Source organism: Rufibacter glacialis, assembly GCF_008271745.1.
In the GTDB taxonomy this organism is placed as follows: Bacteria; Bacteroidota; Bacteroidia; order Cytophagales; family Hymenobacteraceae; genus Nibribacter; species Nibribacter glacialis.
Genome location: NZ_VKKZ01000019.1, coordinates 463,576 through 483,175, shown reverse-complemented (window position 1 = coordinate 483,175; position 19,600 = coordinate 463,576). Strand labels below are relative to the sequence as shown.

The following is a 19,600-nucleotide window of genomic DNA, read 5'->3' as shown; positions in this document are numbered from 1 at the left end:
AATTTTTGATTTTCATAGCGTGTATAATGGCTGGCGCTTTCTGCGTTCTTTTCTAAACAGACCCTTCTTTCTAAAGGTGCTCTTCGTACATATACGCATTCTTTAACTACTACCGACAACGGACACTAGAAGAACTTAGTTATCTTGAATAAGAAAAAAATCTTCAACGACCCGGTTTACGGCTTCATCACGGTTCCGTCTGACCTGCTGTTTGATATTATCCAGCACCCGTACTTCCAGCGCCTGCGGCGGATAAAGCAACTGGGCCTCACGGAGTTCGTGTACCCCGGGGCGCTGCATACCCGTTTCCACCACGCGCTGGGCGCCATGCACCTCATGAACATTGCGCTGCAGAGCCTGAGCGGCAAAGATAACATCATTACCGACAAAGAGTGTGAGGCCTCCATGGCCGCCATTCTGCTCCATGACGTAGGGCACGGCCCCTTCTCGCACGCGCTGGAAACGGCCATCTTCGACCAGGTGCCCCATGAGCAGATCTCGCTCCACATCATGGAATTGCTGAACCAGGAATTTGGCGGTCGCCTGCAACTGGCCATGGATATCTTCACCGATAATTACCACCGCCACTTCTTCCACCAACTGGTTTCCAGCCAGCTGGACGTGGACCGTCTGGACTACCTGAACCGTGACAGCTTCTACACCGGCGTCTCTGAAGGCAAGATCGGCGCCGACCGCCTGCTCAAGATGCTGAACGTAGCCGATGACCAGCTGGTGGTGGAGGAAAAGGGCATCTATTCCATTGAGAGTTTCCTGGTGAGCCGCCGCCTGATGTACTGGCAGGTGTACATGCACAAGACCGTGACCAGCGCCGAGCAGATGGTCATGAAGATCATGCAGCGCGCCCGCGAACTCACCCAACGCGGCGAAGACGTGCCCGCCAGCACCAACCTGCAGTTTTTCCTGCGCGAGAGCCTGTCCATCCTGGATTTTGAGCGCGACCCCAGCATCATGAAACGGTTTATAGCCCTGGACGACTATGACATCTGGAGCGGTATCAAAGCCTGGGCTGAGCACCCAGACAAGATCCTGAGCTACCTTTCTACGTGCATGCTGGAGCGGAAACTCTTCAAGATACTGCTCTCCCCCACCCCGTTTGAGCTGGACTTCCTGATGGGTGTGCGGGAACTGGCGCAGGAGCATTTCCATATCTCGCCAGATGAGGCGCATTACCTGGTGGTGGAAGGCAAGATCAGTAACAACGCCTATGAATCTGGGGGCGAGAACATCAACGTGCTCACCAAGCAAAGCCTGGTGGTAGATGTGGCCAAGGCCTCTGATTTGCCCAACATTCAAGCATTGAGCAAAAAGGTAGAAAAATACTACGTGTGCTACCCCAAAGAGATCACGCGCATGAGTTTATAAAGCATCGTCTGTTTTAAGGCTGTTTCCTTAAAAACAGGCGTCAAACAACCTTCTGCGTCGTTGTTGACCACACCACCCGCACCTGAAGCAGTTCTAACCCAACCACCCATGATTATTTACCAAAGTGGGCTTATCACCTTGGATTATGACCCCGCCACTGATATTCTCTACATTGAATGGCCCGATGTGCAGGACTTTCTGGTACTTGAGATCAGGCAGGCTCTGAGTATTCTGGTAGACCATATCAAAAGCTATGACATCAAGAAACTGCTGATAGATTCCAGCAGAGCCTCACTGGAAATACCTGGTGACGAGTATAAAGAGGTTTTGATGGAGTTTGGAAAAAACTTAATGAATACCCGGCTAGAAAAGTTGGCGCGCATCTCCACACCTAACGCCATGCGGGAAAACAAGGTAACAGAGGCCCAGCAAGACGTCCATTTCACCATTTCCTTGCGCACCTTCACTGAAAAAAAGGAAGCCATTTCCTGGCTTAAGGGAAAAGTGGCGGAAGAAGCCTAAAGCGCTTACTCCTGCCAAGCCTTTGGTTTAGCGTAAAAAAGCAGTAAGCGCTTAGGGGCCATTTCTATAAAAACGGATCTTAAATGCTTGCTGCTTTTATACGCTAAACCGGGATAGAAAAATCTTAAAAAAACAGCAGGCTGCCTTCTGAGCTTCATAAATTTCTGGTCCTTCCTCAAAAGCAAACAAGAAGTTAATTATAGAATCGGTTACCCGTTCTGTAACAAGTGTTCCTGATACGAGAAAGCGGCAATGCCTATTCTGAAAAAGCTATACATGAAAAAAAGGGAAGAGCAACCTGCTCTTCCCTTTTCTATTCTTGCGCCCGTTGATGCTTAACGTAACCCTAAATCATCAATATAGAAGGTGTTCGGGACAGCTCCTTTGTTCTTGATCAGGAACTCATCAACTCCGGCTGAGATGTTCCCGAAACTACTTAGCGGGATTTGCACGACCGTATATTCACCGGCTACTATATCAAATTCTTGCTCACCGGTAAAAGCCCCGCCAACTAGCTTAAACTGAATAGCTGCCTTATTATTAGCAGTTCCGCCACCTTTCACATAAAGCACCAGGTGCGTATACCCATTGGCGAAGTTGGCATCACCAGGCTTCAACTGGATGGTGGCGGAAGCTCCTGAATAAGTAACTTTTAAAGACTTAGCACCTCTTTTTACGTTAGTGGTGTTGTTTAAATCCTGCACATCCACTCCATTGTAACCACCCCATTGCGCCCAACCACTGGCTAACGCGTCATCATAGATAAAGGATCTGATGGTGGGAGCGGCGGCCCCAACGGTTGCCTCCTGGGTTGTCTCCACCTCAGTATTGGTGTTCGTTACCAAGGTTAACTTACCTGTTCTGGCAGTGGCTGGAACCATCAAGATGATTTGATTCTCCGTCTGCGTTAAGAAAGTGCTTACCTCGGCCCCACCGGTGAATTTAACCATTCTCACTAACGTCAGGTTAGAGCCATTGATCGTTAGATAAGAACCGGGTGCCACAGGGGCCGGAGTGATGCTGGAAACCGTTGGCATCACAATCGTTAACTCAGGACCTTCTATCACATACCCAGAGGTCAGCGTGAATTTAGGCACCCCGGTTTTTGCCGCCGTAGGAACTGTGACCTGTATTCTAGTGGCACTTTGATTTAAAAAGGTAGATACCTTGGTAGTCATGCCCCCGAACGTAATGTCCTGAATCAGATCCAGGTTGGTACCATTGATGGTTAAGGTTCCATTGGGTGCCACAACTGCCGGAGCGTAAGAGCTTACCGTTGGTAACAGTACATTGAAGTTGACAGCAGACGTGACAGCAAAATCATTCATGGTTTTATATCTCAGGGTACCTGGAGCAGCCATTGCTGGCACTGCCACCACAATCTGAGTGGCGGTTTGGCTAACAAAATTTGCTCTGGCTACCGTAATATTACCCGGGAAAGTGATTTCCTTTATCCTATCCAGATCTGTACCGGTAATGGTCGTATTTTGATTATGCCTTACGGTTGAAATAGCGGTGATCACCGGAAGGATAATAGAAATGGTCTGAGTTGGCTTCACTTCTACCAAAGAACCTTTAGCAACCAGCGTAAGAGCTCCATTGGTAGCGGTAACTGGCACTTTGAGGGTGATGGCCGTGGCAGATTGGCTTATGAAAGTACTAACATTTCCTCCGCCCGGGAATTTCACCTGTCCCACCAAATCAAGGTTGGCCCCATTGATAGTTAAGACTTCATCATGCCTGATACTGGCGGGTGATAAACTGGTTACCGTAGGCAAAGTGATGATTACTTCCTTCTCCGTTTCCAGAAAAGTAGGGTTCTCACCGCCGCCATAGATGGTTAATTTACCTGTTTTCGCATTTTCCGGTACCTGAACCTGAATTTGGGTTTCCGTTTTGCTGATAAATTGCTTTACGATCAGGTTATCAAATCCTACACTATCCACCCAGGTTAGCTTAGTTCCGGTGATTGTGATGGTGCCTCCCGGTCTTGCTTCAGCCGTAACGGAAGCAACTGTAATAGGCACTTCAAAGCTGAGCATGGTTTTAGAAACCACGTCTGCCCCTCCGGTCACCTTAAGGGTAATCTTTCCTTCCATGGCCTCCTGCGGCACCACCAACCTGATCAATTCAGAGGTGTGCTCCACAAACTTGGCTTTAGGAACCGTTACCCCAGGCAACTCAATGGCCTCTACCAGGTTCAGATTGTGACCAATGAACCGTATCTCCTCCCCGTGCTTGGCCCCGGTGGGCCCAAAGCTCAACAACTGAACCTGCCCACTATTGGGTGTATTCTCATCATCGTCTCCACAGGAAGCAAAGAATCCCGTGGAGACCACCAAAAAGGCAAGGAGTAGTAACTTTATCTTATAAAGATTTTTCATATATAGAGCTTTATAATTAAATCAGTTAATTGGCGGCGTTAGGAACCACCCGTAAATTATCCATGGCAAACTGAGCCTTTGTACCTGATCCTACAAAATGGAAGGAAACAGCATAGCCATTTGGATTATAGGTAAACACGTTACCATTCTTGTTATTGGCTTCATATATATCCTTGAAAGGTATAGTGACTGTTTGCCATTTATTCTTGGTATCAATATTAGGCGACCAGGAATAAGTTGCTTTTTCTCTGCCTGAAGGATCACCAGTTCCGAAGTGAATCCGGATTCCGTTATAGCTTAGGGCTGAAACGGTATTAATTTCAAACTTCAGGACATAGTTTCCAGGATTAGCAAAGGCCGCTTGTGGAATGTTCCTTGTTTTTGATTTTATTGTCCCTTCACCTACCCATGCTTCAAACCAGCCACCGGTATTTTCTTTATCAATGCGCAGGAATTTGCCACTAATAGGCTGAATATTAGCATCACTTGCCATAATGAAGGCCGGCCCATGCCACCAACCAGCAAAATCAGTATCATCATAATCAGCAATGATATTGCGGTTATCACGAAACCAGAAGCTTGATTCTGTTTCACCAAAACTGGTTCTGATAGTAATAGGCCCAGGTTGCGCTGCAGCAGGCACTCTTACTTGAAGCACAGTTGGCTTACTATCTACTATTTCCCCTTCCACTTTGGCACCATTGGCACCCGTGAAAAACACCTTTACCGGGTCATAGAAAAAGTTACCTCTAATGGTGGCAATATCACCGGCATTCACGTACTCGCTCTCCATATAAGTAGGCACCGGCTCACTGATATCTACCGTAAAGTCATGCACTAACTCTTCGCCGTTAGAGAACACAATCCGCATTTTGTTTGTGATCTTAGTAGGAATGTCTGAAGGCACGCGTGTAATAATAGAAGTGCTGGTGACAAAGGTAGACTGAAGCGCAGCCTGCCTGTCGTTTATCCATAATTCACGGGCATTCCCTAGGTTTTCACCTATAATGGCGATCATCTGGCCCTGACCAGCCTTCACAATAAGAGAATCAGAGGCTTCCGGACGGGTAACCCGAACATAGCTAATCATAGGTTTACCACCGTTCGGAAGATCATCATCTTCTGAACAGCTGGTAAAAGTCCCTGTCGTCACCAAAGCAACAAAAAGGAACAAGAAGTATTTTATCTGACTTTTCATACAGTTTTTTCTTTTCTAAATCTGACCCCTTAATTCTCAAACTTATAATCAACGGCTGGCTGGTTTAAGCTTGGCGACTGGCTAAGCTCAACAGCTGGTAACGGCATGAAGAAATTACCAGGGCCAACGTTAGGATTCCGCTCCGTCATCCAAGAAGTTTTAGTGAATGTCCAGCCCGTAGGGTTAGGGAAACGATCAGGCTTAGCTAAGAACAAGGCCCGGTCTTGGTTGTTAATGATATTATATGCCTTCTGGGGATTATAGTAATGGATTCTAACTAATTCATACCAGGTTAGATTTTCCATGGCAAATTCCTTCACCCATTCTTCAAACACCTGGTCATCTCCAGATAAAGGATAGTTACGGCTCATCTGGATTGGTCCGGCAACAGATGGTAGGCCCGCCCGGGTACGAATCTCATTAAAATATTGAAGCGCAATCGGATCAGAGGTGGATTCAGCATTCCCAATGGCAGCATCAACATACGTCAGGTACATTTCTGCCAACCGCATCATATAAGTATTGTGCGGATAATTTTGCTGACCAGCTTGTCCTGCTAAATCCAGTTCATTACCAACTACATACTTTTTGATTACAGCAAAGTTATTGTCTGCCGTAGCACCAGGCGCAGCCCAAGTCAATTTCTCCTTAGCTTGGCCTTTAGCATCTTTCACTGTGATTTCCGGGTAATGGAAACCAGGCAGCATAAAGGTGGCCTTTAACCGTTGGTCCATTGTGAAGCCTTTGGTTTGTCCATCATTAGCGGGGTTACCATCTTCCTGATTTGTGATCAAACCATCATACAAGCTCATCATCCACCAGGTAGCGCTATAATTACCACCCCAGCCATCGTTATTCACTGCTATTTCACCCATTGGGTAAATCTGGGATGCCATGGTATTAGCTGTTGCATAAGCCCCAAAGACCCATTGATTCTCAAATAAAGACTCAGCGTTGTTGTCGTAAGGATATTTAAATAAATTTTCATAAGGTCTCACCAACGCTTTCCCACTCTGGGTAATTACCCGCTGGGCATATTCTTTCGCCTTATTTAAGAATTCCTGATTACGTTGCCCACCTGTACCTGAACCAACACCCGCACGGGTAAGATACGTACGGGCTAACATACCTTCAGCCGACCATTTGGTTACTCTTCCGGGTTGTGAAGCGGTAACAGGTAAATTATCTGCTGCAAACAGATAATCACGGGTAATAAACTCCCATATACTTGGTACGGTATTCTTTATTTTACCTGGGCTATTTAAATCCGCTACGTTGTCAGTTATGATAGGAATTTCACCAAAAGTAGTAACCAAAATACTGTAGGCAGTTGCCCGCATAAAACGAGCCTCCCCAATGGCTTGGTTTTTAGTTGCAGCGGTTACATCTGGCCCAGCTAGCTTATTAATGTTATAGATAGCCATATTTGACTGCCCAATAACATTATAACAAGCTTGGTAAGCCCACAAGGTAGATTTTGAAACACCGGTAGCCCTGAAGAACACATTATCCCTTCGCTCGGCCGGGCCCTCCCAGGGATAAAACAAAGTGCCCCCGCGGATGTCACCAATAAAATAGGATGCTTGGTCATGATAATTTTTCCAAGCCACATTATAAAGCGGGGCAGTCGCAGCTAAAACCTGGGCATCTGTTCTAAAGAAAGCACCGTCAGTTAACGTATCTAGTGGCGGCCTCTCTAAAAACTCATCTTTACAGCCAGAGAAAATAGCCAGGGCGGCAAGCGCCCCTGCTAAAATATATCTATTGATCATAGTATTTATTCCAGTTAAAAATTAGAAATCAATCCCGAAGTTGAAAGAATAGATAGGAGTTATCGGATAGCGGCCGGTATCAACCCCAATTGGCGCATTATCATTCCCAACATTTGGACCAACATAAGAACCTACTTCAGGGTCGTATCCGGTGTATTTAGTGAAAGTGTATAAGTTTTGGGCACTAACGCCTACTCTAACTGCCTTCACAAATTTTTGCCTGGCAATTAGGGCATTAGGTAAACTATAGTTCAAAGAGATATTCTTGATTCTAACAAAAGACCCATCTTCTACATATTTACTAGTGTGGCGGGCGAAATTCTTGTTTACATCACCACCTGATAGGCGGGGAACAATTGTTCCAGGGTTTTCTAACACTCCTTCAGCATTAACCCTGGCATAATCCCTGGCTTCTCTTAACATGTTTTGCCCAACGTTAATATTGTTAGGGTTTGAATTACGGAAGCGAACGTAATTGTACACATCATTGCCGAATGTGCCTGTCACCAGGATACTCAGGTTGAAACCTTTATAAGAAAAGTCATTGGTGAAACCGCCAAAGTACTTAGGCCATGGGCTACCAATCTTAGTCATATCCTGCTCGTTGATGACCCCATCACTATTCAAGTCACGAAACTTCACATCTCCTACCCAAACACTGTTTTGTGCCACTGGGAAAGGTTTACCTTGAGCATCGGCTGGACGAGCACTTGCCCGAACCTCTTCTACTGTTTGGAAAATACCTTCTTCAATGTATCCATAGAAAAACCAGGGAGATTCACCTACCACCGTTCTTTGTGACCAAAGTGGTTGGATGTACCAATCAGGGGCATTGCGGGTAACTATACTCGTTTCTGTATAAAGTTTAGTAACCTCTGCTTCAAAGTGGGAAATATTCAGATTTGATTCCCATTTAAAATCACCCTTATCCATGTTGATGGTGTTAAGGGAGGCGCTCCAACCTTTATTTTGCAGAGCACCAAAGTTCACAAGAGGAGCCGTAATAGAACCAGGAGTATCTGGAGCAGATCCCATATACCAGGGCAGGGAACTTCTAACAATTACATTATCTGTCTTTTTAATATAATAGTCAGCTTCTATCTGAACCCGGTTTTCAAATAAACCAAGGTTGATACCAAAGTTATTAGTTAAGGTCTCTTCCCACTTAAAATTTGGGTTTGGATAATTGGCCGCCAAGAAACCTGATCCCCACTCTGTTGGATATTGCTGAAGTCTTGCATAAATATTACCACCAGCACCTTGGTTCCCGGTTAAACCAGTTTCAAAACGAAACCGTAGATCACTAATTAACGGAACAGCAAAAAATGGTTCTTCAGAAATGCGCCAAGCAGCCGATACAGAAGGAAAATACCCCCATCTGTTTTCAGGTCCAAAATTTGCTGAACCATCTGCCCGGAATGCCCCTTGGATAATGTAACGGTCTCCAAAATTATAGTTTATTCTACCTAAGTAAGACTCCATGGCCCAATCGCCTTGTCCACCACCGGTAACCCCATTCGCCGGGCTTTGATTACCCGCGTTAATATCTATTATTTCGTTAGTTTCGAATCCTCTTCTGCCAAGGGTAGTATTTTGCCATTTAGACTCCTGGGATTCATGTGAGGCCATCAAAGTTAGGCTATGCTTACCAAACTGTCTGGCATACTGCAATAATTGGTTCCAGTTCCAATAGGTGTTTGTCTCATTTCTGATATCCAAACGGGCAATCGTATTCCGCTGGTACCCGAAGGTGTAGGTGGGTTGAAAGTTGGTTCCAGCCCCGGTTCCATAATCAGCGTTGAAAGAAGTACGGAATTCTAATCCTTCAGCCAAATTAACAGTTGCGTTCAAGCCTCCTAAAATCCGCCGTCTCACCATATCATTGGTGATGATATTAGCTAAACCGATGGGGTTGGCCGGTGTAAAACGTTCAGCTTCAGAAACACTCCCATCTGGGTTAAGCCTGGGCTCACCACCGCCATAGGTTCCATCTAGGTTTCTTACCGGAATGGCAGGAGACAACTGAATGGCGTTATTGATTATATCAAACTGGGTGGTAGAAATTTGTTCGTTGGTTTGGGCAAAGTTAAAGTTGGCACCTAAAGTAAGCCACTTGCGGGCTTTACTATCCAGGTTCAACCTTATTGAGGCACGATCAAACCCAGAACCTATGGCCACCCCCTGCTGATCCAGGTACTCACCTGATAAGTAAAACCGGTTATTCTCACTACCTCCACTCAGGCTTACCTGGTGTTTGTTCATAGGGGCATTATTGAATAGTTCACGTTGCCAATTGGTTCCTTCTCCTAAAATAGAAGGATCCAGGAAGTCCTCGCGTACAGCCCCACCGGCAAGAGCTTTGTATTCATTATCCATTTGGGCATATTCCCTCAGATTCATTACCTCCAAGAGTTCTGGCGGAGTTTGTATACTGTTCAGGTAAGTATAGTTTACCCGTACATCACCCGCTTTACCTCTTTTTGTCGTGATCAAAACCACCCCATTGGTACCCCGCGATCCGTAGATGGCAGTAGCAGAAGGACCTTGCAAAATCTCCATACTCTCAATATCAGATGGGTTCAAGGAAGCTAACGGGTTTACCCCTGAAGTGGAAGTAGAACCCTGAACCTGCACACCATCAATCACATACAAGGGCTCATTGGAGCCGTTGATAGAGTTGATCCCTCTGATGTTAACAGAAATACCACCACCTGGTGCGCCTGTATTCTGAGTCACATAAACCCCTGGTGCGCGTCCCTGAATAGCTTGCTCTATAGTGGTATTCACCGTTCTTTCTATGGCTTTAGAACTGATAGTAGTCTGAGCAGAAGGCACATCACTGGCTCTTAGCTCACCATAACCGGTTACTACTACCTCGTTCAATTTTTGGGCATCCTCCTTCAGGGTTACATTCACGGTGGTATTGTTTCCTACAGGCACTTCCTGTGACACATACCCAATGAAGGTCACTACCAGAACATCTGTATTTCCTGCCTCTAGGGTGAAGTTCCCGTTTGCATCTGTAGAAGCCCCGTTGGTAGTGCCCTTTACCACCACACTCACGCCTGGCATACCGGTATTATCAGCAGCCGAGGTCACTTTACCCGTAATCGTTCTTTTGGCAGTCTGCGCCATACCATCTAACGCCTGGGTAAAAACGGCAAACAGGATCGCTACCGCCACCCATACCGTTTTAGACCTTAAGACATAATTACTTTTTGGGTAATCTGTGTCTGAGTAAAAGTTTCTATTCATAAAGTAATTAGGATTAAGTAGTAGATTTTTAACAAATAAGGTCACTCAAAAGCCAATACCCAAAACCAAACCATGGGATCTGAGGCGGGAAAAAATAAAAAGCCTGAATCAGAAAGATCTTCAAGAGCCTCAAAGGCCTTTCTTCAGTTTTAGTAAGCTTAAAAAGGGTATTTAACTTAGTACTTCCTCTATTTTTCCTTTAGGTTAGAAAGCGTCTTTTTGCAGCTTTACAAAACTAGAAAGATCATAAGCAGCCATATAATACTATTTTATCAATTGTTTGATTGAAAGAAGCTATTCTGCTACGCTATTTAAGCCATCGTTGGCATAAATCAAAACCCCTTCTCTATTTCAAAAATCAAAACAACAACCGAATAATCCAGGTAGTATTTTGAAGAATTTTTAAAAAGTTTCCGCTATTTTACTTTTTAGGCAATATGCAAAAAAGAGTTTGACCTACAAATCGAATTTATTTTTTTCGCGATTTAGTCATTTGTTTGTCAATCTGCCCTTTTTTTTAATAAAAATAGGCAGATACCAAGGAAAATTAGTAATCTTATTTTAGCCTAACACCTGTTTTTTCGATTAAATTCCTTCTACTCTACTCTATTTTAAGCTTCCTTGAAAAAGGTAATTTTCGGCCACCCAATGAGGCAAAAGGGCACTTTTTGTATTATAAAATAACCTACTTTGATAGCCAGGACCTAAGGCCTAACATTTCCAAGGTACAATGGCACTCATGGGGGAGTTATGAGTGGGAAAAATAAAAACAATAATAAAAAGTCGTTCAGCTCAACTTAGCTCTATCTATCGCATAGCCCTGCCAGGGGAAACAAGCCCAATGACACCACGGGTATTTTGGGAAATTCTGTTTTGGGACCAGGAGTCAACTAATCTACTACCTGCCTATCCCCTTGTCTCAACTTATCCAGACCAATACTTTAAAATGCCTAATCAGGTTGTCCTTAATTTAACCAAGCTTAGCTTATCAAAGCTTACCCCTCTAATTAGGCTTTCTGGTATTTGGTAAAATTATTCAGTTTTATAGTAAGAAGGCGCCCCCTTTTGTTTCAGGGATAGGCATCAAATGTTAAAGGCAGAAAGAAATTAGCAAGCACCTCGGCCAAAACAGCCCCTTCTGGGGTGCGTGGATCAAAGAGAGAGCCTTTCAAGGCATAACAAGGCCATGCTTACGCTGTTGAGTGGCAGCAGGTCTTTTTAGGACTTCTTTTCAGGAAAACAACCATAAAAGGCCGGCTTATGAGTAACTCACCCCCCTGGCATTTCTCAGACCAGGTAAAAGTAAGTGGGGCGATTAAAACTCAACGCCCTACTTCAACAGCCTTAACAATGAGCCCCATCCAACACTGACGGTAACCGCCCCTGTTTTCCCGCGTTTTTTCAGGAAACAGCCTAAAAACAGAAGGGCCGCTGTCACTTTGTGACAACGGCCCTTCTGTTTTTACCTTATGGAATTCTACAGGGTGATGTCTCCGGTTAACCGGATGTCTCGGGAAGAGCTACCCATCACTATCTGAAACTTGCCGGGCTCTAGCACCCATTGTTTCTTGCCTGCATCATAGAACTGGAAGGCGTCTTTCTGCAACGTGAGCGTTACGGTCTTGCTTTCGCCCGGACTCAGGAATACTTTCTGGAACGCCTTCAGTTCCTTCTCTGGGCGCTTCACAGAAGCCTGCTCGTCTTTCACGTACAGTTGCACCACCTCGGCACCAGGTACCAGGCCTGTGTTCTTCACTTGCAGGCGCACCTGCACGGCCTCTCCCTGGCGGCTTATAGTCAGGCCGGTGTACCCAAAACTGGTGTAAGACAGGCCATGCCCGAAACTGAACAGCGGTTCTACTTTATAGGTGTCAAAGTAGCGGTAGCCGACAAAGATATCCTCCCGGTATTCCAGGTTCAGGGTATCTTTATCGCCGGGGTATTGGCCCAGGGCGTGGGCCGGGGAATCCTGCAGCCTTTTAGGGAAGGTGACCGGTAATTTGCCAGATGGGTTGGTTTCCCCGAAGAGGACTTTGGCCAGGGCGGTGCCGCCTTCCATGCCCGGGTACCAGGCCTGCAAAATGGATCTGGTTTGGTTTACCCAACGGCTCATGTCAATGGGTCCACCGCCTATGAGCACAACGACGGTGTTAGGGTTTGCCTTCAGCACGGCCGCCAGCAATTGGTCCTGCGCGAAGGGCATGGTCAGGCTGGGCTTATCGGCGCCTTCGGCATCATAGCCACCCCCGTTCCAGTCATCGGTGTAGCCGTGGGTCCAGCCGCCTACAAAGACCACGCGGTCGGCGCTTTTGGCGGCCTGCACGGCCTCGTCAATCAGCTTTTGGTTGGCTTTTTCTTCTCTGGTGACTTCAAAACCCGGGGCATAGGTTACTTTCACCCCGGGCGCCACCATTTTCTGGATGCCCTGCAAAGGCGTTACCTCATAGGGTGGGCGAACCTGTGACGAACCGCCCCCCATGGCCTGCCGGCGGGTAGCGTTGGCCCCTATCACCGCGATGGATTTAACGCCTGTTTTTGACAAAGGCAGCAGATTCCCTTCGTTCTTCAAAAGCACGATGGCTTCTTCGGCTACTTTTTGGGCCGTCTGCTGGTGGGCGCTGGTGCTTAAGGCTCCTGGGGTGCGTTGGGCGCCCATCATGTTGGTGTGGTACATCACCCGCAGAATGCGTCGTACTTTCTCATCAACCAGGGATTCCTTCACTTGGCCGCTTTTCACCAGGGTAATCACGGTATCACCCAGCAGGAACTTGTTGTAGTTGATGTTGGGCATCTGTAGCAAATCTGTGCCCATCTCAATATCAGTCCCGTGGTGCAGGGCTTCCATGGTGTTCAAGACGGCTCCCCAGTCACTCACCACCAAGCCTTTGAAACCCCACTCCCCTTTCAGGATGTCATTGATGAGGTAGGCGTTGTGTGTGCTGTACTGGCCCCTGAACTTGTTGTAGGCCCCCATGATGGTTAAGGCACCACCTTCTATGATGGAGGCTTTGAAAGCGGGCAAATAGATTTCCCTCAACGCCCGCTCACTCATTTCCACGTTGACTTTGGCCCGTTTGATTTCCTGGTTATTGGCGGCGTAGTGTTTCACCGAGGCCGCCACCCCCTGGTCCTGCACGCCTTTGATATAGCCCACGGCCATTCGGGCGGCCAGGTACGGATCTTCGCTCAAATACTCAAAGTTACGGCCGTTCAAAGGCGTCCGCATGATGTTCACGCCCGGGCCCAGAATCACGTCCTTGCCCCGCGCCTTGGACTCACGGCCTAACACCTCGCCAAAGGCATACCCCAACTCCGGGTTCCAGGTGGCTGCCAGAGCCACCCCGGTAGGCAGGTAGGTGGCTGAATCGTTGCCGGCGTTGTCCATGGACCAATCACGCCCGTGCTCGGGCCGTACCCCGTGCGGCCCGTCAGACATGGTCAGTTCCGGGATACCCAGCCGTGCCACTCCGCCCGAGGTAAAGGAAGAGACCCCGTGAATCATGTTCACTTTCTCTTCCAGGGTCATTTTGCTGATCAACTCATTTATCTGGGCTTCATGGGTCATGTTGATCCCATTTGCTTCCAGAGCGGCAGCCTGTTGCGGTGTTTTCTCTGAGGTGGAGCAGGCGGTAACAAGAGCCACTAAAACCAGACAGCCATAGCGTTTCAAGTGGGGAAGTTTGTACGTCATTTTATAAGAATTGGTGGTAAAACAGAAGAGGGCCCTGGAAGATGACCAAGGAAACACGTTATGGGAGAGGTTTATCTTTTCACGATTCTGATGATCCTGACCCGGTCCTGGTAGGTGGCCTTCAGCACATACCCTCCCGGGGGCAGGCGCTCGCCCACTGACGTGTCTCCCCGGCTTTTCCCCGCCTCCACCACTACCCCGGTCATGGTGGTGATGTCATAAGTGAAAGCGTGCGGAGCCTGTAGGCGCAGGTCCTGAGAAAATGGGCTTGGTCCGCAGGTCAGGGCAAGGGCCGGCAAAGGAGTCACCCCGCCGATTACCCCCGCCGCATTGCCGTAGATGATGCCCCGGCCAGCAGTGGCAACATACACCCGCCCATATACCCTGGGGTCACCGGTGAGGTCGTTCACCCCGCCAAACTGATGCTGGTCATCGTTGATTCTGACCCAAGTGCCTCCGGCGTCATCTGACCGGATAAAACCCACCTGGTTGTTCACTTTCCCTACCAGAAACACGGCTGGGTAGGAATTGCCCTCCTTCGCCTTCCCAAAACCTACTTTAGTGGCCTCCTGCACGTTGGGGAGTTTGGTGAACGAGCCCGCCGAGTTAGTAGAATGGTACAACCCTCCGTTCTGGTTTGTAAGCCATACATCACCCCCCACGCTGTAGGTGGGGTAGATATTGGAAGCCCACAACTGCCAGTTGGCCACCACGGGTAAATTGGCAGCCGCCGAGACAAAGGAAGCTCCACCGTTCGTACTCACCAATACCACGCCCGCTTCAGCATCATACACGTAGAATTTACGCCCGTTCACCCGGTCGGCCATAGGTTTCAACCCAGGCTTGGAGACACCCGTTGCCGCGCTCCAACTGGCTCCCAGATTGGTGGAGGAATACACCGAGGTTGTGCCCGCGGGAGCCCACACCAACGTAGTCCCGTCTGCCGAGGCGGCAATGGTTCCGCCTCCGCTTGCCCCAGCCGGGGCCGAGGGGAAGGGACTCCAGGTAGTACCGCCATTGGTGGAGAAGGCACCGAACTTCCCCTCTGGGTTGTTGAAGACCCGCACCATGAAAGAGGATTGGTTAGCGGCGTAGTCTATATAGGTGTTAGTTCCGTACCGGGGGTTGAGTCTTCCGGCCGGGGGCGAGGCGTCCAGGTCATCATGCCGGAACCCATCAATGTCGCCGATGGCGCTTAACAAAGGAGCCCCGGTGGGCGGACTGATTAGCTTCAGAGGCACGGTTTCCTCCAATCCTTTATTCTGGAAAACCCAGGCCACGGGCCGATTTTGGGTAGCTTCCTGCAGGTTAGTGGTCTGAAAAACCCCGTAGCCGGTGATAAACCAGGCGGTGTTGGAGTCAAAAGGATCAATTTCAATATCGCCTATCCAGTGGGGGTTGGAGGCTGCCGCATACGGGGCCGAGGAATGGTCGCGGGTACCGGTTCCCAGCACGGCCTTCCAGGATGTACCACCATCTGTGCTGCGGTAGATCTCATCATTAGGCCACCAGCGGTCAAGGGTAGACACGAGCAAGGTGTTGGGGCTTTGGGCATCTAAACTGAGGCCGGCAAACCCTCCCTGGCCGGTGGGCAAGGTCAGATCCGTCCAGGTTCCGGTAACGGGGTTGAATTTCCGGACGGCTCCTGCGGATGCCCCATTGGGCCCGGGACTGTTGGAGTAGGTCACGTAAATGGTTCCGTCTGCGGCCATCTCTGCATGGTGCGGCATGTACGTGGTGTTCTGGTTGGGGACTGCCTGCCAGGAAATGCCGGCATCGGTGCTTCGGTAAAGGTTGGTGCTGCCAGACCGAAGAACTCCCACATAGATAGTAGGGGTAGCTGAACCCGTGGTCCCGCTGCGCTTGTCAAACAACACCAACCCAATACCGCCGCTTCCGGCGGGCGAACTGGCAACTGGGAAACTTCTCACTTTGCTCCAGGTCCCGGCGGAGTTGGTGCTGCGCCAAAGCCCGTCGGTGCTGGTTCCCAGGTACAGGGTACTCCCCAGGTTAGGGTCTACCTGCAAGCGTTCGCCCGTTGACCGGCCTTCTTCATTCCCGCCTAGTTTGATGGTTAAATTGGTTCGGCTCCAGGTAACACCTCTATCTGACGAAGCCAACACCGCACCCGTTCCCGCCCAAGACTGCGAGTACAAACCGGTAGCCAGGTACACCTTGTTGGCATTGGACGGATCTACCGCCAAGCTCAAAACCCCCATCTGGTTCTCATCCAGGCGGGTGAGGTGGTCGGTCAACGGAACCCAGGCTTTATTGGAAGCATCCCACCGGAAAGCCCCGCCCACATCGGTACGGGCGTACAGCAGGTTTCTTTCTGTGGGGTGGTACACCAAGCCCGTCACAAACCCGCCCCGTGGATCTGCACGCTTTTCCAGGTGTACGGTTCTGAGGTCTGGGCCTGTAAAGACACCTGGGCCATCCCTAAGAAAATCAAAAGCACCCCTCTCCTCACCTTTCTGTGCAAGGCCATCGTCTTCTTTAAAACCTTGGAGGGAATCCACGTTGTGTCACGTTGTACCATGCGCTTTAGAAAGGATAAAGAAAGTTTCACCAGGAACCTGATTCAGTTGGCCTCCTTGGTTTAGGGCCTGTTTTCTGGGAATAGGCTATAAACCAAGGCACTTTGCTGTGGTAAAGGTAGATGCCTGCCAGTTGACAGGAATGCACCAATTGTATCTGATCACCGATCAAAATGTTAATCGCAGACAAAATCTCCAGAGGGCAGCCGAAGCCATTTCCCTTTTCAAGCCTCCTTTCTTAATCTGCCCTGAAAACCAGCCGCACTTCCTTCCCCGCTGGCAGACTCACCTGCGTGGTTCTGGCAGCGGGGGTCCCAGATGATTTCCCGCCGGAGACCAGGTGCATGTGGCGGGGGGCTTGTAGGGTGATTTCCTGTTTCCTGGGCGCCTTTAGCACAACAGAGACTTCCTGCCTGCCCCAGGTGAGTTTTTGCACTTCCACCCCACCCCGCAACAGCAGCCCTGTGATGCTTCCGGTTGCCCAGGCTTCCGGCAACGCGGGCAACAGTTTCACCAGGCCGGGTTCTGAGTACACCAGGGCACGCATGATCACAGAGGGGTAGCCACCGCTTAAATCCATGTTGAACAGAGAGCCGGGGTTGTGGTAAGTGCCCAGGCCGTTGGTCCAGTAGTAGCGCGCCAGCCAGTCAATGAGCTGGGCGGTGGTAGAGGCGTCTTCCAGGTTGGCGGTCACAAAGGCCATCTGCGCCAGCCCGAACACCATTTCGCCTCCGTTTTCTTTGTAGCGGAACTTCATTTTCTCCTCTATCACCTTACGGGCGCCCGCCAGCAGTTGCGGGTTGTTTTTGAAATCAGGATCAACCTGGTCATAAAGGCTATAGAGGTGCGAGAGGTGCCGGTGCTGGTGGTTGTTCTGCAGGCCAGGCCAGAGCCATTCCTTCAGCGCGCCGGCTTCATCCAGTTCATAAGCGGGCATTTTGGTGAGCATCTGCTGCCAGACCTTCACCTGGCTTTTATCTGTTTTCAGTTCCTGCGCCGCGGCGATGCAGTTTCTCAGAAGCTGCTTGGCAATCATGACATCCATGGTGGCGTTGATGCTGGCCTGTGATTTGAAGTTGGCCGGGTTGTTCTCAGGCGAGTACGACGGATTGAACACGTATTTCCCGTCTTTGCCTTCTTTCAGGAAATCCTCATAAAACCGCGCTGCTTCTTTCATGAAGGGATACGCGCGTTCCTTCAGGAATTTCTTATCACCGGTGTGCAGCCAGTAGTCGTGATAGAAACTGGAAGTCCAGCCGGCCCCACCAGTCCAGAGGCTGAGGCACCAGATAGGGTCAAAATGGTTGTCCCAGCCATGGCTGCTGGTATGCGAGGGCACATGAATACCGCGTGTCCCGAACATCTTCTTGGCGTTATCCCTATAAAACGGCAGGCGCTTGTCATGGTAGTCAAAGTAGGCGAGCATCAGTTCCGGCACCCGGCTGGTGAGCAATGCTGAGATAGCGACTTCCACGTTTCCGTCATGGGTGTAATCTGACGACCACGGGGGTGTCCAGCTGCCTCCCCAGATGCCTTGCAGGTTGGGCGGGTGAATACCCGTGGCGGAGATGATGTTGTAGCGCGCAGCGTCAAACTGCTTTTCAATAATGGCGGGCGCCACGTGGCCGCTCTTGGTTTTGAGGTTCAGGGCCTCGGTGTACAGATTTGCCTCGGCCCCGCCGCCTAAATCAAGTTGCACGCGGTTGAACAGGTCACCGTGTACTTTCTGGTGGCGGTTTACCAAGGTCTGGTAGTCAGCGGGCAAGCCCGATAAATGCTGCTTGATCTGTTCTACCTGAGAAGTGGCGTAGTCATAGCTGGCGTTGATTTTAATGAAGATCAGCACCTCGTCAGCGTTCTGGACGAGGAATTCACCGCCCTCCGTGCGCGAGCTGCCGCCTTTCACCTCTACCCGGCCCATGCCTTCGTAGCCCTGCAGGCTGCCCGGCCAGCGTTTCTTGTAGGCGCTTCGGTAGGTGAGCCAATTGCCTTGGGCGGCAATGTGCACGCTTTCCACGGTCTTATTCATCTGCTCCCACTGCTGCCACTCCACCGGGCGGCGGGCGAAGGAAAGCTGGCCGTTGATCTTGCCGCTGCCTTTCAAAGAGATCACCACCGCACTGTCGGGCCGTGACACGAACACGCTGCGCTGGAACGTGCCATTCTGATCAGTCCAGGTGACCTTGGCCTCGCCGGTTTCAAAGTTCACGGTGCGTACGTATTTCTGCACGTTACTGGGCTCTAGCTGCAGCCGCACGTCAAACGCGGGTACGTACGGGTTAGACCATAGGTGCCCACCGTAGCCTTCCTTCAGGCTCTGCTCCACCGGGATTTTGGCAGCCTCCTCACCTTTCCCCTGCAGGATCAAGGAACGGATTTCGTCTAGTCGGCTGGCCTGGTCAATGGGTGGTTTGGGCTCAGTGGCGGGAAGATACAGTTGAGCCTGGTTCAGGATAATGGTCTCATCATGCGGGTTGCCTATGACCATGGCCCCCATGGCGCCGTTGCCACTCAAGAGCGCGTGCTCCCAAGAAGGCGCCGGCAACCAACTGGCAAAGCCTTTCTTAGGGGCTTTATAAGGATCTTCCTGGGCAAAGGCAGGTGGCTTAGAACCCAGAAACAGCAGAAGAAAGAAGAGTAAAACTGGTTTTTGGTGCATTAGGCGTAATGTGTGGTGCCAGGTGCTGTTTAAGGCCCGTTTTCTGGAAATCAGGCTCTAATCAAGTGCTAGTTGCGGGCGGGTTTTTAAACAGTGAGGGATAAAGCCCCACCTCCTTGTCTTTAAGTAGGCGCTTAATCCGGGGGACTGCAACCTGGGTTCGCTGGGGCGGTTGCCAGGCAGCTTGCGGGAGGCAGAC

General features: G+C 49.6%; 9 protein-coding genes. 2 read left to right on the top strand and 7 right to left on the bottom strand.

What is annotated here, in order from left to right:
• The first annotated feature begins 144 nt into the window (after positions 1 to 144).
• Both FOE74_RS06630 and FOE74_RS06625 read left to right on the top strand, forming a co-directional pair.
• Positions 145 to 1,383 carry an HD domain-containing protein gene (locus tag FOE74_RS06630; protein ID WP_149097805.1) on the top strand — a complete coding sequence of 413 codons (1,239 nt, stop codon included), beginning with the start codon at positions 145 to 147 and terminating at the stop codon, positions 1,381 to 1,383.
• 108 nt (positions 1,384 to 1,491) lie between these two features.
• Complete coding sequence (locus FOE74_RS06625; RefSeq protein WP_149097804.1) at positions 1,492 to 1,905, top strand: hypothetical protein; 414 nt, start codon at positions 1,492 to 1,494, stop codon at positions 1,903 to 1,905.
• Positions 1,906 to 2,240: 335 nt separating this feature from the next.
• Here the strand turns inward: FOE74_RS06625 and FOE74_RS06620 are convergent, their stop codons facing one another.
• From FOE74_RS06620 to FOE74_RS06590, 7 genes are all read right to left on the bottom strand, one after another.
• A complete protein-coding gene (locus FOE74_RS06620; RefSeq protein ID WP_149097803.1) occupies positions 2,241 to 4,289 on the bottom strand; it encodes a hypothetical protein in 2,049 nt (682 codons plus the stop codon).
• Positions 4,290 to 4,314: 25 nt separating this feature from the next.
• Positions 4,315 to 5,487 carry a glycan-binding surface protein gene (locus FOE74_RS06615; protein ID WP_149097802.1) on the bottom strand — a complete coding sequence of 391 codons (1,173 nt, stop codon included), beginning with the start codon at positions 5,485 to 5,487 and terminating at the stop codon, positions 4,315 to 4,317.
• Between the two features lie 29 nt (positions 5,488 to 5,516).
• On the bottom strand, positions 5,517 to 7,259 hold the full coding sequence (locus FOE74_RS06610; protein WP_149097801.1) for a RagB/SusD family nutrient uptake outer membrane protein: 1,743 nt from the start codon (positions 7,257 to 7,259) through the stop codon (positions 5,517 to 5,519).
• Positions 7,260 to 7,280: 21 nt separating this feature from the next.
• Positions 7,281 to 10,514, bottom strand: coding sequence for a SusC/RagA family TonB-linked outer membrane protein (locus FOE74_RS06605; RefSeq protein WP_149097800.1), 3,234 nt, complete (start codon positions 10,512 to 10,514; stop codon positions 7,281 to 7,283).
• A gap of 1,477 nt (positions 10,515 to 11,991) precedes the next feature.
• Positions 11,992 to 14,205 (bottom strand): glycoside hydrolase family 3 C-terminal domain-containing protein, encoded by a 2,214-nt coding sequence (locus FOE74_RS06600; RefSeq protein ID WP_225840711.1) that lies wholly within the window; start codon positions 14,203 to 14,205, stop codon positions 11,992 to 11,994.
• 71 nt (positions 14,206 to 14,276) lie between these two features.
• Positions 14,277 to 16,724 carry a WD40/YVTN/BNR-like repeat-containing protein gene (locus FOE74_RS06595; protein WP_149097799.1) on the bottom strand — a complete coding sequence of 816 codons (2,448 nt, stop codon included), beginning with the start codon at positions 16,722 to 16,724 and terminating at the stop codon, positions 14,277 to 14,279.
• Between the two features lie 256 nt (positions 16,725 to 16,980).
• Positions 16,981 to 19,401, bottom strand: coding sequence for a glycosyl hydrolase family 95 catalytic domain-containing protein (locus tag FOE74_RS06590; protein ID WP_149097798.1), 2,421 nt, complete (start codon positions 19,399 to 19,401; stop codon positions 16,981 to 16,983).
• Between the last annotated feature and the right edge of the window lie 199 nt (positions 19,402 to 19,600).

Coding starts and splice junctions, on each gene's coding strand:
- FOE74_RS06615 (WP_149097802.1), bottom strand. CDS start 5,487: ATGAAAAGTCAGATAAAATACTTCTTGTTCCTTTTTGTTGCTTTGGTG.
- FOE74_RS06610 (WP_149097801.1), bottom strand. CDS start 7,259: ATGATCAATAGATATATTTTAGCAGGGGCGCTTGCCGCCCTGGCTATT.
- FOE74_RS06600 (WP_225840711.1), bottom strand. CDS start 14,205: ATGACGTACAAACTTCCCCACTTGAAACGCTATGGCTGTCTGGTTTTA.
- FOE74_RS06590 (WP_149097798.1), bottom strand. CDS start 19,401: ATGCACCAAAAACCAGTTTTACTCTTCTTTCTTCTGCTGTTTCTGGGT.
- FOE74_RS06620 (WP_149097803.1), bottom strand. CDS start 4,289: ATGAAAAATCTTTATAAGATAAAGTTACTACTCCTTGCCTTTTTGGTG.
- FOE74_RS06625 (WP_149097804.1), top strand. CDS start 1,492: ATGATTATTTACCAAAGTGGGCTTATCACCTTGGATTATGACCCCGCC.
- FOE74_RS06605 (WP_149097800.1), bottom strand. CDS start 10,514: ATGAATAGAAACTTTTACTCAGACACAGATTACCCAAAAAGTAATTAT.